Annotated in this window: 12 protein-coding genes; 7 read left to right on the top strand and 5 right to left on the bottom strand. The window is 71.5% G+C overall.

Annotated elements, in window-relative coordinates; translation table 11 throughout:
- Positions 1-86 precede the first annotated feature (86 nt).
- Positions 87-2,255 (top strand): glycoside hydrolase family 2 protein, encoded by a 2,169-nt coding sequence (locus OG393_RS01760; protein ID WP_327372725.1) that lies wholly within the window; start codon positions 87-89, stop codon positions 2,253-2,255.
- Positions 2,256-2,504: 249 nt separating this feature from the next.
- Here OG393_RS01760 and OG393_RS01755 read toward each other — a convergent pair whose 3' ends face one another.
- Positions 2,505-2,678, bottom strand: coding sequence for a CsbD family protein (locus tag OG393_RS01755; RefSeq protein WP_327372724.1), 174 nt, complete (start codon positions 2,676-2,678; stop codon positions 2,505-2,507).
- Between the two features lie 194 nt (positions 2,679-2,872).
- Here OG393_RS01755 and OG393_RS01750 point away from each other — a divergent pair, with 194 nt between their 5' ends.
- Together OG393_RS01750 and OG393_RS01745 are read left to right on the top strand one after the other, a co-directional pair.
- On the top strand, positions 2,873-3,034 hold the full coding sequence (locus OG393_RS01750; protein ID WP_327372723.1) for a hydrophobic protein: 162 nt from the start codon (positions 2,873-2,875) through the stop codon (positions 3,032-3,034).
- Between the two features lie 274 nt (positions 3,035-3,308).
- Positions 3,309-5,354: a prolyl oligopeptidase family serine peptidase gene (locus OG393_RS01745; protein ID WP_327372722.1), complete on the top strand. Its 2,046-nt coding sequence runs from the start codon at positions 3,309-3,311 to the stop codon at positions 5,352-5,354.
- 24 nt (positions 5,355-5,378) lie between these two features.
- Here OG393_RS01745 and OG393_RS01740 read toward each other — a convergent pair whose 3' ends face one another.
- Positions 5,379-6,218 (bottom strand): dienelactone hydrolase family protein, encoded by an 840-nt coding sequence (locus OG393_RS01740; protein WP_327372721.1) that lies wholly within the window; start codon positions 6,216-6,218, stop codon positions 5,379-5,381.
- A 177-nt stretch (positions 6,219-6,395) separates the two neighbouring features.
- On the opposite strand from OG393_RS01740, the gene OG393_RS01735 reads away from it, so the two are divergent.
- Both OG393_RS01735 and OG393_RS01730 read left to right on the top strand, forming a co-directional pair.
- Positions 6,396-7,019, top strand: a complete 624-nt coding sequence (locus OG393_RS01735; RefSeq protein WP_327372720.1) for a PadR family transcriptional regulator — start codon at positions 6,396-6,398, stop codon at positions 7,017-7,019.
- 60 nt (positions 7,020-7,079) lie between these two features.
- Positions 7,080-8,810: an acyl-CoA dehydrogenase family protein gene (locus tag OG393_RS01730; RefSeq protein WP_327372719.1), complete on the top strand. Its 1,731-nt coding sequence runs from the start codon at positions 7,080-7,082 to the stop codon at positions 8,808-8,810.
- A gap of 247 nt (positions 8,811-9,057) precedes the next feature.
- Here the strand turns inward: OG393_RS01730 and OG393_RS01725 are convergent, their stop codons facing one another.
- Positions 9,058-9,285, bottom strand: a complete 228-nt coding sequence (locus tag OG393_RS01725) for a DUF5133 domain-containing protein (protein ID WP_327372718.1) — start codon at positions 9,283-9,285, stop codon at positions 9,058-9,060.
- A gap of 319 nt (positions 9,286-9,604) precedes the next feature.
- Between OG393_RS01725 and OG393_RS01720 the strand changes: the two genes are divergently transcribed.
- Positions 9,605-10,036 (top strand): ATP-binding protein, encoded by a 432-nt coding sequence (locus OG393_RS01720; protein WP_327372717.1) that lies wholly within the window; start codon positions 9,605-9,607, stop codon positions 10,034-10,036.
- Between the two features lie 200 nt (positions 10,037-10,236).
- The gene (locus tag OG393_RS01715) at positions 10,237-11,136 is read left to right on the top strand and encodes an RNA polymerase sigma factor SigF (RefSeq protein WP_442817244.1); all 900 of its coding nucleotides are present in this window, start codon (positions 10,237-10,239) and stop codon (positions 11,134-11,136) included.
- Between the two features lie 82 nt (positions 11,137-11,218).
- On the opposite strand, the gene OG393_RS01710 is transcribed toward OG393_RS01715, so the two are convergent.
- Entirely contained in the window at positions 11,219-11,980 is a 762-nt protein-coding gene (locus OG393_RS01710; protein WP_327372715.1) for a hypothetical protein, read from the bottom strand.
- Positions 11,977-14,208: an MMPL family transporter gene (locus OG393_RS01705; protein WP_327372714.1), complete on the bottom strand. Its 2,232-nt coding sequence runs from the start codon at positions 14,206-14,208 to the stop codon at positions 11,977-11,979. The genes OG393_RS01710 and OG393_RS01705 overlap by 4 nt, the downstream gene beginning before the upstream one ends.
- Positions 14,209-14,410 lie beyond the last annotated feature (202 nt).

Genomic DNA, 14,410 nt, shown 5'->3' with positions numbered 1-14,410 from the left:
TTCCCCGCCCTTGACACCACATCAGCGATCACGCCGAACAGCGCACCCGCATCCCGCTCGTTCGGACGACTGTTAGGAGCACGGTCATGACCCCTTCCTCAGGTCTGCCCAGACGGTCCTTGCTCACCGCGTCTCTGGGCCTGGCGGTCGCCGCGGGCGCATGGGGCACGGCGTCCACCTCCGCGCAAGCGGCGACCTCGGCTTCCTCGGTGACGCGGCCGCAGGTCGACCTGAACGCCGGTTGGCGGTTCCTGCGCAGCGACGCGGCCGGCGCGCAGTATCCCGGCTTCGACGACTCGTCCTGGATGCCGGTGTCGGTGCCGCACACCTGGAACAACCTGGACGCCCAGGACGGCGGCAGCAGCAAGTCCACCAACTCCGACGGCTACTACCGCGGCACATCCTGGTACCGCCGTCACTACACCCCGCCCGCGTCGTACTCCGGCTCCATGCTGTGGCTGCAGTTCGACGCGGTCAGCCTGGTCGCCGACGTCTACGTGAACGGCGTCCACCTCGGCCAACACCGGGGCGGCTTCGGCCGGTTCCGTTTCGACGCCTCCAAGGCACTGGTCCTCGGGCAGGACAACGTCATCGCGGTCAAGGTCAGCAACGAGGCGTTCCCCGACGTGCCGCCGCTCAGTGCCGACTTCCCTGTCGGGGGCGGTATCTACCGCGGTGTCAGCCTGGTGGTCACCGATCCTCTGATGATCCGCATGACCGACTTCGGCGGCCCCGGCGTCTACGTGCGCCAGCAGTCCCTCTCCGCGTCCTCCGCCACCGTCGCCGTCACCACCAAGACATGGAACAACTACCGCTCCTCTCGGTCGGTCGCGGTCCGTACCGTCATCACGGACGCCGCCGGGGAGGTCGTGGCCACCGGCACCTCGTCCTTCGCCTCGGTCGAGGGCGGTAAGGGCCGCGTCGTGGAGCAGCAGCTCACCATCAGCGCGCCGCACCTCTGGGACGGAACGGACGATCCCTACCTGTACACGGTCACCGCCGAGGTCCTCGACACCTCGGTCGGCTTCTTGGACCTCGGGGGCGCCTCCGGCACGGTTCGAGACGCCGTGGCCGTCACCCTCGGACTGCGGTCGATCGCCGTGGACCCCGACACCGGCTTCTCGCTCAACGGAAGGAATCTGCCGCTGCACGGCGTCAACGCCCACCAGGACCGCCTGAACCAGGGCTGGGCGGTCAGCGACGCCCAGCACGTCCAGGACTTCGACCTGATGGACGAGATGGGCGTCAACGCACTGCGGACCGCCCACTACCAGCAGGCACCGACCGTCTACGACCTGGCGGACCAGCGCGGATACATCGTCTGGGCGGAAGTCCCGGTCGTCGACCTGGTCACCGACAGCGCCGCCTTCACCGCCAACGCCGAGCAGCAGATGAGGGAACTCATCCGGCAGAACCACCATCACCCCTCGATCGCCTTCTGGAGCATCGGAAACGAACAACGCTACGACAACACGGCCACCAACACCCTGCTGGCCGCACTCGCCAACGTCGTCGAGGCCGAGGACCCGGACCGCATCAGCACCTACGCCTGCAACTCCTTCAACAACAACGCCGGGTTCGTCAAGCACACCGATACCACGGCCTACAACAAGTACTTCGACTGGTACTACGAAGTGCAAGGCGCATACACCTTCGCGGGCTGGGCCGACAGCCTCCACAAGGCCCAGCCCAACCGCAAGCTCGCCATCAGCGAGTACGGGGCCGGCGCCAGTATCCACCACCACGAGGAGAACCCCATGTTCTCGAAGACCAGGCCCGGTTCGAACTTCCACTCCGAGGAGTACCAGGCCAAGGTCCACGAAGAGAACTGGGCCGTGATCGCCCCGCGGACCTATCTGTGGGGCTCGTTCGTGTGGAACATGTTCGACTTCGCCTCCGACTGGCGAGACGAGGGAGACACCCGAGGGCGCAACGACAAGGGCCTGGTCACCTACGACCGTACGGTCCGCAAGGACGCCTTCTACTTCTACAAGGCGAACTGGAACACCACGGCGAGCACGACCCACATCACCAGCCGCCGCTGGACCGACCGCACCGACGCGAACACGACCGTCAAGGTCTACTCCACTGGAGCCAGTGTCCGCCTCACCCTCAACGGCAGGGATCTCGGGGCCATGAAGGCGGCCGAATACCACGTCTTCACCCTCGGCGTGACCCTGGACCCGGGCACGAACACCCTGCAGGCCACCGGATCGAACGGGGTCACCGACACCGTGACGTGGACCCTGACCTGACCTGACCTGGCCGTTCTGCCGGGGGCCCGCGCATCCCGAGCGAGTCTCGCCCCCGGTATCAGTGGCATCGTCGGGCGTGGCGCCGACGCGCCCGGCTCGGACGGCTGGGAACTCCGTTCGGGGGAACAAGTGAGCGAAGCCTCTGATGGTGACGGTTCTTCCTGTCGGAAGAGTCATCCGCCGGAGGCTCCGCCCACGTGCGTTCCCGCGCCTCATCGCCGGGCCATGGCGGAAAACGCGGGAAAAGCCTCAGTGCTTGAAGACGTCCTTCGTCTTCTCCTTGGCGTCACGGGCGTCGCCCTTGGCCTGTTCGGCCTTTCCCTTCGCCGTCAGGCGCTCGTTTCCCGTCGCGCGTCCCGCGGCCTCCGCCATCTTGCCCTTGGCCTGTTCTGCCTTGGCCTTCATCTTTTCCTCACCGGACACGGCTGATCACTCCTTGTGTGTCGCATCTTGTCTGACGTCGGAGCACCTGACCTGAAATCGCCGCGCTAAACACAGAGCGGTGAAACACCGGGAGAACCGGCCCCGCATTCCCGGAAATATTCCACGGAAACACCGGGTCCGCCGTGAATGGTGTCGGTGAACGCGGGTACGCGGCAGTCCGGAGGTTGATAGAGATGGTTCCCCTTCTTCTGGTTCTCCTTCTCGCTCTGGTTCTCTTCGGCGCGGGTTTCGCGCTGAAGGTGCTCTGGTGGGTCGCGCTGATCGTGCTTGTCATCTGGCTGCTGGGCTTCCTGGCGCGTCCGAAGGGAGGCTCCGGCCGCTGGTACCGCTGGTAGACCACACGGCCACCGCTGCCGCGGAGGCGGGCGGGCCCGGCGCGACGGAGTCACGCGGTCATCCGCGTGTCGAGGAGCGAGGCGCGGATGACCGCCGCCGTGTCACGGCCGGCTCGGGGTCCCTCCCCGGGCCGGCCTTCGCCGTGCCTTCTCGACGCGATCCGCCGACGCCGCGGCCACCCGGCCTGCGGCCGTGCCCCGAGAGTCCCGCCTCGGGACGGCGAAGGGACGGCGAAGGGGGCCAGGTGGCCGCGCCGTCCGTCGGACCTGCACAATGCGGCGTGTGAGCGAAGACGACCCGTATCTGTGGCTGGAAGACGTCGAGGGCGAGGCCGCGCTGGCGTGGGTGGCCGAGCGGAACGCGGAGACGAGCGCCGCGCTGACCGCGGGCGCCGGCTTCGCGCCGCTCAGGGAGCGACTGCGGGAGGTGCTCGACGCCTCGGACCGCATCCCGTACACGACACGCCGTGGGGCGCACCTCTACAACTTCTGGCGCGACGCCGACCACGTGCGCGGCCTGTGGCGGCGCACGACACTGGAGCAGTACCGCAAGGACGTTCCCGAGTGGGAGGTCCTGCTGGACGTCGACGCGCTCGCCGCGGCCGAGAGTGAGAAGTGGATGTGGGCCGGTGCCCGGGTGCGGAGCCCCGAGCACGACCGGGCCCTGGTGTGCCTGTCCCGCGACGGTGGCGACGCGGTCGTGGTCCGCGAATTCGACCTCGCCACCGGGACCTTCGTCGAGGACGGCTTCGAGGTGCCCGAGGGCAAGACCCGGATCGGCTGGATCGACGCCGACACCGTCTTCGTCGGCGCCGACCTGGGGCCGGGATCACTGACCGAGGCCGGATACCCCCGCACGGTGCGCCGCTGGCGCCGCGGAACCCGGCTGGAGGACGCGCCGCTGGTCTTCGAGGCGGACCGGTCCGACGTGTCGGCCTGGGGCAGCCACGACAGCACCCCCGGCTACGAACGCGACTTCGTGGGGCGCTCCCTGGACTTCTTCCGCGGCGAGCAGCACCTGCTGACCGCCGACGGCACCCTTCTGAGGATCGACGTGCCGGACGACGCCGAGGCGTACGCCCACCGCCGCCACCTGATCGTCACCCTGAAGTCCGACTGGCTCGGCCACCCGTCGGGCACGCTGCTGGCCTTCGGCTTCGACGCCTTCCTGGCCGGCGACCGCACCGCCGAGGTGCTGTTCACCCCGGACCGGCGGACGGCACTCGCGGGTCATTCCTGGACCCGCCGCCACCTGATCCTGGAGACGCTGCGCGACGTCACCACACACCTCGAGATCCTGACCCCGCTCCCCGACGGCGGCTGGACCCGAGCGCCGCGCACGGACGTCCCCGCCCTGTCCGCGGTGAGTGTGGTGGACACGGACCCGGACGTCTCCGACGAGTTCTTCCTCGACGTGTCGGGCTTCCTGCAGCCCTCCGCGCTCCACCGCGGGGTGATCGGCGACGACAGCGAGATCCTCAGGGAGGTGCCCGCCCGCTTCGACGCGACCGGCCTGTCGGTCGAGCAGTTCTTCGCGACCTCCCGGGACGGGACCCGCGTGCCGTACTTCGTCGTCGGCCCCGACCACACCGTCGCCGGTCCGGGACCCGCGCTGCTCTACGGATACGGCGGCTTCGAGGTCTCCCTCACCCCCTTCTACAGCGCCGTGACCGGCCGGGCGTGGCTGGAGCGGGGCGGCACCCACGTCGTCGCGAACATCCGCGGCGGCGGCGAGTACGGCCCCGCGTGGCACCAGGCGGCGCTCGGCGCCGACCGCATCCGCGCCTTCGACGACTTCGCGGCCGTCGCCGCCGACCTCGTGGCGCGGGGCATCACCACGCCCGGCATGCTGGGGGCGGTCGGCGGCAGCAACGGCGGCCTGCTCATGGGCGCGATGCTGACCCGCTACCCGGAGCTGTTCGGCGCACTCGTCGCCCAGGTGCCGCTGCTGGACATGCTCAGGTTCCACCGGCTGCTCGCCGGCGCGTCCTGGATCGCGGAGTACGGCGACCCGGACGACGAGGCGGACCGCGCCCACCTCAGCGCCCTGTCGCCCTACCACCGGCTGACCCCGGACGGCGCCTACCCGCCGGTCCTGCTGATGACCTCCACCCGGGACGACCGCGTCCATCCCGGGCACGCCCGCAAGACGGCGGCCCGGCTGCGCGAACTCGGCCACCCCGTGCTGTTCCACGAGAACACCGGGGGCGGCCACGCCGGCGCCGGTGACAACGAGCAGGCCGCCCACAACCAGGCCCTGGTGTACACCTTCCTGTGGCAGCACCTGGGCGGGCGGGAGGCCGGCGCGGAAGGCGTCTGACGTTCGGGGGTCGGCGTCCGGGCGTCACACGGCGGTGCCGGGACGCTCCCCGAGCAGCCGGGTGCGGAACAGTTCCAGGACCATGTCCAGGGCCTCGCGGGTGGGCTGGCCGGGTGCGTCGACCAGGTGCTCGGTCAGGACGGAATGCGGCGGCAGCCGGGCCTCGGGGGCGGCGGCCTCGTCGGGCAGTTCGACAGCGACGAAGGCGTCACCGAGTTCCCGCCGGAGGAAGGCGAACCGGTCGTATGGCACCAGCCGGTCGCTCCGGAAGCGCAGGCCCAGGACCCGCAGCTCCCGCCGCTCGCAGCGTCCCCGGACGACCGCCAGGTCCCGCGGGCTGATGTCGATGCCTCCCGCGCGGCCCGGCGTACAGGCGAGCGGCAGTGACGGCTGGGAGAGGACCGGGGCGAGGAGCCGCTCGTCGGTGGCCATGGCGAGGGCGAATCCTCCGGTCAGGCACATGCCGACGGCGCCGACCCCGGGCCCGCCGCACCGTTCGTGTTCGGCGGCGGCCAGCGCGCGCAGCCACGACACCACACGGGAACTCCTGCCTGTGGCGAGGAGGGTGAACTCCCGGCTCACGCACACCCGCCAGAGTGCCGAGGCGGTCACCCGCGCGGCGCTCGCCCAGCCGTGGGCCGCCGGGTCCGGATCCCGGCCGGGAGTACCGAAGAGCACCGGAAGGACGGCGGTACAGCCCGTCGAGGCGACGCGCTCGGCGAACTGAAGGACCTTGGGGGTGATGCCCGGGATCTCGGCGAGGACGATCACGGCCGGGCCGGAGCCCCGGCGCAGAACCCGGTGGGTGACCCCGCCGTGGGTGAACGTGCCCTGGGTGAAGCCGGTGAGATCATGGTCGGCCACGCTTCTGCCCCCTCGCTGGACTCTGCTGCGCCGACGGTAAGTTACCGCGAGGTAGGGCGGGTGGGTCAACAGCGGGTCCTCCCGCGCGACGGCTCGGGGTGTGGGGTCGGGTGAGCCGCGTCTCACCGGCGCGCCGGCACTTGTCTATGCAACGAGTTGCATAGAAGGATCGGCGGCATGGCGCTCGAACACGCGATCCTTGTGTCCCTGCTGGAGAAACCGGGCTCCGGCTACGAGCTGGCCCGCCGGTTCGAGCGCTCCATCGGGTACTTCTGGACCGCGACCCACCAGCAGATCTACCGCGTGCTCAAGCGCATGGAGAACGACGGCTGGGTGGACGTCCGGGACGTGGCGCAGCACGGCCGGCCGGACAAGAGGGAGTACTCCGTCGCCGATCTGGGCCGCGCCGCGCTGTCCTCATGGCTCCGGGAGCCGATCGAGCCCGAGAGCGTCCGGCACGACCTCGCGGTGAGGATCCGCGGCGCGGCCTTCGATGATCCGGGAGCGCTGGTGCGCGAGGTGGAACGGCACAAGGAGACGCACGCGGCGCGTCTGGCCCACTACCTCGCGGGCCAGGCACGGGACTTCGGTGAGCCGCCGGAGAACCAGGTCCGGGGTGCGCCCGTCCAGGACGCCGACGCCCGGGACGCCGGAGCCCGGCCCCCGGGTCCGGCGCCGCTGGACGCCGAACGCGAACTCCAGCACGTGGTCCTGCGCGGCGGCATCGCCTACGAACGGATGATGCTGGCCTGGCTCGACGACGTCCTCGCCACTCTCGATCGGTTCCGCCCGGAGCGCTGACCGCGCCACCAACGCCTTCTCCTCCCGTCCTTCCCACCTTCCAACCGAAAGGCGGCGACCATGGCCGACCCGCTGCTGTTCAATCCGCGCACCTACGACCCCGCGCAGTTCGATCCCGAGACCCGCCGGCTGCTGCGCGCTACCGTCGACTGGTTCGAGGAGCGCGGGAAGCGGCGGCTGATCGAGGACTACCGTTCCCGGGCCTGGCTCGGCGACTTCCTCGCCTTCGCCGCCAAGGAAGGTCTGTTCGCCACCTTCCTCACCCCGTCGTCCGATGCCGACGATTCCGTGGGTTCGACGGACAAGCGCTGGGACACCGCCCGGATCGCCGCGCTCAACGAGATCCTCGGCTTCTACGGTCTGGACTACTGGTATGCCTGGCAGGTGACCATCCTCGGCCTGGGCCCGGTCTGGCAGAGCGACAACGCCGCCGCGCGTGCGCGCGCCGCGGAACTCCTGGCGCGGGGCGAGGTGTTCGCGTTCGGCCTGTCCGAGAAGGCCCACGGCGCCGACATCTACTCCACGGACATGCTCCTGGAGCCGGACGGCGAGGGTGGCTTCCGCGCCACGGGATCCAAGTACTACATCGGCAACGGGAACGCCGCCGGACTCGTCTCCGTCTTCGGCCGGCGCACCGACGTCGAGGGACCCGAGGGGTACGTCTTCTTCGCCGCCGACAGCCGTCACCCCTCGTACCACCTGGTGAAGAACGTCGTCGACTCGTCGAAGTTCGTCAGCGAGTTCCGTCTGGAGGACTACCCGGTCACCGCCGAGGACGTCCTGCACACGGGCCGGGCCGCCTTCGACGCCGCTCTCAACACCGTCAACGTGGGCAAGTTCAACCTCTGCACCGCGTCGATCGGCATCTGCGAGCACGCGATGTACGAGGCCGTCACCCATGCCCGGGGCCGCATCCTCTACGGCCGTCCCGTCACCGCCTTCCCGCACGTACGGCGCGAGCTGACCGACGCGTACGTCCGGCTCGTGGGCATGAAGCTGTTCAGCGACCGCGCCGTCGACTACTTCCGCTCCGCCGGTCCCGACGACCGCCGCTACCTCCTGTTCAACCCGATGACGAAGATGAAGGTGACCACGGAGGGCGAGAAGGTCATCGACCTGATGTGGGACGTCATCGCCGCCAAGGGCTTCGAGAAGGACAACTACTTCGCCCAGGCCGCCGTGGAGATCCGCGGACTGCCGAAGCTGGAGGGCACCGTCCACGTCAACCTGGCGCTGATCCTGAAGTTCATGCGCAACCACCTGCTCGAACCTGTCGCGTACGAGCCGGTCCCGGCGCGCCTGGACGCGGCCGACGACACCTTCCTCTTCCGGCAGGGTCCGGCCCGCGGCCTCGGTTCGGTGCGCTTCCACGACTGGCGTGCCGCCTACGACGCCTACGGGCACCTGCCCAACGTCGCCCGCTTCCGCGAACAGGCAGACGCCCTCTGCGCGTTCGTCGCCACCGCCGCCCCCGACCAGGAGCAGAGCCGCGACCTGGACCTCCTCCTGGCCGTCGGACAGCTCTTCGCGCTCGTCGTGCACGGCCAGCTGGTCCTGGAGCAAGCGGCACAGACCGGGCTCGACACGGACGTCCTCGACGAGCTGTTCGCCACCCTCGTCCGCGACTTCTCGGCGCACGCGGTCGAACTGCACGGCAAGGACTCCGCTAACGAGGCCCAGCAGCTGTGGGCGCTGGGGTCGGTCCGGCGTCCGGTCGTCGACGAGGAGCGCTCCGGACGGGTCTGGGCGCGGGTCGAGGCACTGGCCGGCGCGTACGAGATGGCTCCCTGACCCCCGTACCGTCCCGCTTCCGCCACCAGGCTCCCGGCCCGGCGGCGTCCGGACCCGGCCCGGTGCCCGGTCCGGACGCCGGCCGGTGTCTCCCGCACGGCGCCCGACGCCGCGGGGAGGCACCTTGCGCGCCGCCCGTCGAAGCCGGTCGGGGGACCTTCGCGCTTCAGAGCCCGTCGGGCGGCCTTCGGCCGACAGCGTGCGTGCCAGGGCGTGACCGACCGGTCAGAGGCCACCCGACAGGCTCTCAGACCATCAGTACCGAGTCGTCCTCCGGGCGCGCGCCGGGCAGCCTGAAGCGGGCGGCGATCAACGCCGCGTCGACGTCACGGGTGCCCGTCGAGACACACAGGGTGTAGGCCACGTCGTCCATGCGTCGCCGCACCTCCGCACTTCCGTCGCCCGCGTGCAGCAGCCGGAGCGCCTCGTACTGTTCGAGCAGGTTGACCAGTACCGCGGGATGGGCCATCAGCACAGTGGATCTCTCCTCGTCGTCCGGGCGCCTGCCGCCCGGTTCGCCCGCCGCCTACCCTGCTTCCCGGGCGGCATGCCCGCGATCCCGGCGGTCACCGCGGGGCGCCCGAGCCGGTCCGGACGCGTCTCCGCACCCCCGCGCCGGAGCCCGGCGGCCCGGATTCCGGCCCGGTCCCTCCGTCCGGGGGCTCCGGCGCGACCGCGTCGCGGAACGTGGCGTACCGTCCCGTGGGAGCCGGGCGGTGTGGAATGCGTCTACGGGGGAAAGCGGGCAGGACGAGGCGACACACAGGAAGCCGCACGAAAGAGGAGAGGCGACGATGAGGAACGCGATCGCCGCGCGGAGCGCGACCCGGCGGCCCGTGCTGTCGGCGAGCGTCGCCTACACCGGCGGTGACCACATGATCGCGTCCGCTCGCGACTTCACCGCCGACTTCCTGGCCTCCGCCCCGGCCGCGGGCCACCCTCCGGTGCGGGTGGAGAGCGTCGACCTGGCGCGTCTGGTCGTCAGCGAACTGGTGACGAACGTGGTACGGCACGCGCCGGGCACCTGCAGGATCGCGCTGGAGCTCTTCACCGGGGTTCTGGAGATCTCGGTGTACGACGGACGGGAGGCGTCCCCGATACCCCGGGGACACAACCCGGAGCGCGTCGGCCAGCACGGCGTCGAGATCGTCGTGGCCGTGTGCGAGAGCGTGACCGTGGAACCCCAGCCGTCGGGGAAGCGGGTCAGGGCGCGCCTCCCCCTGTAGCGAGGCCCGCGCCCGGCCGCCTCGGCACGCTCCGTCGGACCGGTGCCCGCCCCCGGCCGTCACTCTCCAGGCCCGTGGCCGCCGGCCCGGGAAGCCCTTCGACCCGTGACGCCCACCGCCGGCACCGGGCCACCCCGGCGATCCGTGCGCATGGATCGGGGAACCGGGGGTAGACGGGACTTCCACGCACACACGGCAACATGTCCCGCCGAGAGCCGAAGGAGGGCTTCAGAGTGCCGACAACGGTGACCACGGAGACGAGGGCCGGCGCGCCGACACCGGTGGGGAACCTGCCGCTGGTCGAAGCACCGCGAGAGGTGGCCCCGAAAGACGCGCGCGAACTGTCGAAGGTGTTCTTCGACGAGCTGGCCGTCCTGGAGGAGGGCACCGCCGAGCACCAGTACGCGCGCAACACGCTGATCGAGATGAACATGTCGCTGGTCCGCTACGCGGCGAGCCGGTTCCGAGGCCGCGGCGACGACATGGAGGACGTGGTCCAGGTCGGCGTCATCGGCCTGATCAAGGCGATCGACCGCTTCGACCTCTCCCGACGGGTGGAGTTCACCAGCTTCGCCGTCCCCTACATCGTGGGGGAGATCAAACGATTCTTCCGTGACACCTCCTGGGCCGTCCACGTCCCGCGGCGGCTCCAGGAGGCACGTGTGGAGCTGGCCAAGGCGACCGAGGAACTGAGCTCACGTCTGGGCCGCGCACCCCGGGTGGCGGAGCTGGCGGCGCTGATGGACCTCACCGAGGACGAGGTGATCGAGGCCCGGCTGGCCTCCAACGGCTACCACTCCTCCTCGCTCGACGCCGTCGTCGGGGGCGGCGACGGAGAGGACGGCGACACGGTGCTCGCCGACCTGATGGGCGCGGAGGATCCGGCGCTCGAACTCTTCGAGGACTTCCACGCCCTGGCCCCCCTGCTCGACCGGCTCGACGAGCGGGACCGCCGCATCCTCCATCTGCGGTTCGTCGAGGAGATGACGCAGTCGGAGATCGGCAAGGAGATCGGCATCTCCCAGATGCACGTCTCCCGCCTGCTCGCCCGCAACCTGCGAAGCCTGCGCGCGGGCATGCTCGACTCCGTCGACGGCTGACAGCCTGTCGGCCGGAGGCCACCCGACAGGCTCTGAGCGCCCGGCGGCGCGGCCGGGCCGCGTCCGCCGGCCGCCCGCCGCCTCACGCGCCGTCCAGCGCGCTCCGGCCTCCCACCAGCGTGACCTCCAGCCCTTCCGACCGGACCCGCGCGGACGTGGCACGGAGTCCGAGCGGGTACGTCCGGGGCGTCCCCGCCCGGGAGCCGAGGCCGGCCCCGTCCGTCACGAGCCGGTCGGTGGGCACGGACCGGCCGAACACCCGGAGACCGTCCACCGCGAGAGTGACCCTCCCGTCCGCGAGCACCGGACGCAGCGTCAGCTGCCCCGCGCCGCCCGGACCGACGGCCGCCAGGACCGTTCCTCTGGCCGGGTCCGTGGTGACCTCGTGCACCGCCACGGACGGTACGACGGTGCGGATCGCGGCGGCGAGGGACTCCGTGGGGACGGAGACCCGCGCGTGCGTGGCGGTGACGGTCGCCCGCTCGCCGAGGCGCACCCCGTCGAGTCGGACACGGACCCGGACGCGGGGGAGCGGACCGATGACCGCGTCGTCGCTGCTGACGAGCAGGCGCGGAATCCTCCGCCGTGCCAGATGCCACGCGGCCCAGTCGCCGCCCGTCCCGATCACCACGTCGTCACCCAACGCCGGGGCGGCCTCGGTGATCCGGTGCCGGATCACGGCCCGGGCCGTGTACTCGGCCGCGCCCACGACCACCACGGACACCAAGGCCACGACGGCCGAGACCGTCAGGACGAGATGGCGCCGCAATACCCGGCGGACCGGTCCCGCACCGCCGGCCCGTCCCGCACCGGGCTTCGGGGAACGGCCCGTCCGCCGGCTCATCGGGCGGATCCCCGGGCCGTGGCGGCGGCCCGCGCGGAAGACGCCGTCGGCCTGACGACGGCTCCCTCCGGATCGAAGCGCGGCAGGATCCGGTCGAGCCCGCGCGGGAGCCACCAGTTGGCGCGCCCGAGGAGGTACATGGACGCCGGTACGAGGAGAAGCCGCACCACCGTGGCATCCACGACGACGCTGACGCCGAGACCGAGCGCGAGCATCTTGACCGCGACGTTTGTCGAGATCAGGAACGCCAGGAAGACGCTCGTCATGATCAGCGCCGCACAGGTGATCACGCGCGCCGTGGCGGCGAGGCCGTCAGCGACGGCCGCGTCGTCGTCCATCCCGAGGAGCCACGCCTCCCGGATACGGGAGAGCAGGAAGACCTCGTAGTCCATGGAGAGCCCGAAGACGATCGCGAACATCATCATCGGTACGTAGGACTCCACGGGAACCTTCTCGGTGACGCCGAACAGCGCCCCGCCCCAGCCCCATTGGAAGACCGCCACGACCACGCCGTAGGCGGCGGTGATGGACAGCAGGTTGAGCAGCGCGGCCTTGGCCGCGATCAGCGGGCTGCGGAAGACGGTGAGCAGCAGAAGGAACGCGGCAGCGGCCACCACGCCGATGATCAGGGGCAGTTTGGCAAGCAGGACGTCGGTGAAGGTCTGGGCGGCGGCGGTCGGCCCGGTGACGTATCCGGTGGCGCCGGTGCCCGCCAGCGTCCGCGGCACCACGTCGTCCTGCACGGCGTGCACCAGCTCGGCGGTGGCCTGGTCCCGTGGGCCGGTGGCGGGGGTGACCTCGGTGACCAGCAGGACCCCGTCGGGGCTCGGCACCGGTGGTGTCACAGAGGCGACGCCCGGCGCGGAACGGAGGTCCCGCCGGAGCGAGGCGGCGAGTTCCCCGCGCTCGGCGGGGTCCGCGACGAGGCGGCTGTCGAGGTGGACGACGACCGTGAGAGGACCGTTGGCCCCGGGGCCGAAGCCCTCGCTGATCAGGTCGTAGGCGCGGCGGTCGGTCCTCTCGGCGGGCTGCGCCCCGGCGTCGATGTGGCCGAGCCGCAGGGAGGCGACGGGGAGCGAGAGGAAACCGAGCAGGAGTAGACCGGCGGCCAGGAAGAGCCAGGGGCGCCGCCTGACCGTGTCGGCCCAGCGGTGCCACACATCCCTTTCGCCCGTCGGTTCGGCGACCGGCGCGCGTACGTGGAGGCGGTCGACACGGTGACCGATCAGCCCCAGCAGGGCGGGGGCGAGGGTGACCGACGCGGCGGCGGCCACCGCGACACCGAGGCCGGCCGCGATGCCGAGCGTGCCGATGAAATCCACGCCGGAGACGCAGAGTCCGCCCAAGGCCATGGCCACGGTGGCGGCTGCGACCAGCACGGCACGGCCGCTGGTCGCGACGGTGCGTCCGACGGCCTCGGCCGGTTCCGCTCCGGCCCGCAGTATGGCCCGGTACCGGGTCGTCAGGAACAGCGCGTAGTCGATGCCGACGCCGAGCCCCATCATCGCGGCCAGCGTCGGCGCCGCCTGGCCGAAGCCGAAGTGACCGGCCAGCAGGCCGAGCCCCGACAGGGTGACGGCGAGGCCGGCCACCGCGGTCAGGAGCGGCAGTCCGGTCGCGGCGACGCTCCCGAAACCGATCAGCAGCACGAGCACGGCGACCGCCAGGCCGATCGCCTCCGAGACGCGGTCGGCGGACTTGGGCGCGGCGAGCCGACCGAGCGGTGCGCCGTACTCGACGGTGATGCCTTCTGCGCGCAGCGGCCGGACGGCACGGTCGACCCCGGCGAGATAGGTGGGGTCGAAGGCCGCCGGATCGTCGCCGAACCGGACGGTCACCTTCGCGATGGTGCCGTTCGCCGACACCGCCCCCGGCGTGGTCAGCGGATCGGCCACCGCCAGGACGTCCGGCAGGCGCCGCAGCTCCCCGACCGCCACCGCGATCGCCTCGCCGTGATCGGCGACCGTCCCCCGCCCGGACCGGAGCACCAGGGGGGCCGTCGTGCCTCCGGACGTGTTCGTGTGGGCCGCGAGCAGGTCGGCGCCGGTCTGGGTACGTGTCCCCGGCAGCGAGAAGGAGTCGGCGAAGGATCCGCCCCACGCGTGGTCGGCCGCGCCGAGAGCGACGAGGAACAGCGCCCACAGGGCGATCACGCGCCAGGCGCGGCGGGCACACCAGCGCCCGGCGCGGTGGAGGAGTCCGGGCCCTGGGGCCGTCGAATCGTTCATGCGCTCACCGTGCACGCCGCGGGTAAGGCGGCTGTCGGCTCTGTGTTCGGGGAATGTACGGGCCCGGGTGGACCGCGCGGGAAGCGGGCGGAGAAGTGCGGTCGGTCCGTCGGCGGACCGGCGCACGGCCGGTCCGCCGCGTCGCGGACGCGGAGCCCGGCCGGACAGGCACCTCGCCGTGTGCCGCGCGGTCCGTGTCCCG

The organism is Streptomyces sp. NBC_01216 (assembly GCF_035994945.1).
Taxonomy (GTDB): domain Bacteria; phylum Actinomycetota; class Actinomycetes; order Streptomycetales; family Streptomycetaceae; genus Streptomyces.
This window is presented reverse-complemented; position numbering and strand designations above follow the sequence as displayed.

Coding starts and splice junctions, on each gene's coding strand:
- OG393_RS01760 (WP_327372725.1), top strand. CDS start 87: ATGACCCCTTCCTCAGGTCTGCCCAGACGGTCCTTGCTCACCGCGTCT.
- OG393_RS01750 (WP_327372723.1), top strand. CDS start 2,873: ATGGTTCCCCTTCTTCTGGTTCTCCTTCTCGCTCTGGTTCTCTTCGGC.
- OG393_RS01745 (WP_327372722.1), top strand. CDS start 3,309: ATGCGGCGTGTGAGCGAAGACGACCCGTATCTGTGGCTGGAAGACGTC.
- OG393_RS01735 (WP_327372720.1), top strand. CDS start 6,396: ATGGCGCTCGAACACGCGATCCTTGTGTCCCTGCTGGAGAAACCGGGC.
- OG393_RS01730 (WP_327372719.1), top strand. CDS start 7,080: ATGGCCGACCCGCTGCTGTTCAATCCGCGCACCTACGACCCCGCGCAG.
- OG393_RS01720 (WP_327372717.1), top strand. CDS start 9,605: ATGAGGAACGCGATCGCCGCGCGGAGCGCGACCCGGCGGCCCGTGCTG.
- OG393_RS01715 (WP_442817244.1), top strand. CDS start 10,237: ATGTCCCGCCGAGAGCCGAAGGAGGGCTTCAGAGTGCCGACAACGGTG.
- OG393_RS01710 (WP_327372715.1), bottom strand. CDS start 11,980: ATGAGCCGGCGGACGGGCCGTTCCCCGAAGCCCGGTGCGGGACGGGCC.
- OG393_RS01705 (WP_327372714.1), bottom strand. CDS start 14,208: ATGAACGATTCGACGGCCCCAGGGCCCGGACTCCTCCACCGCGCCGGG.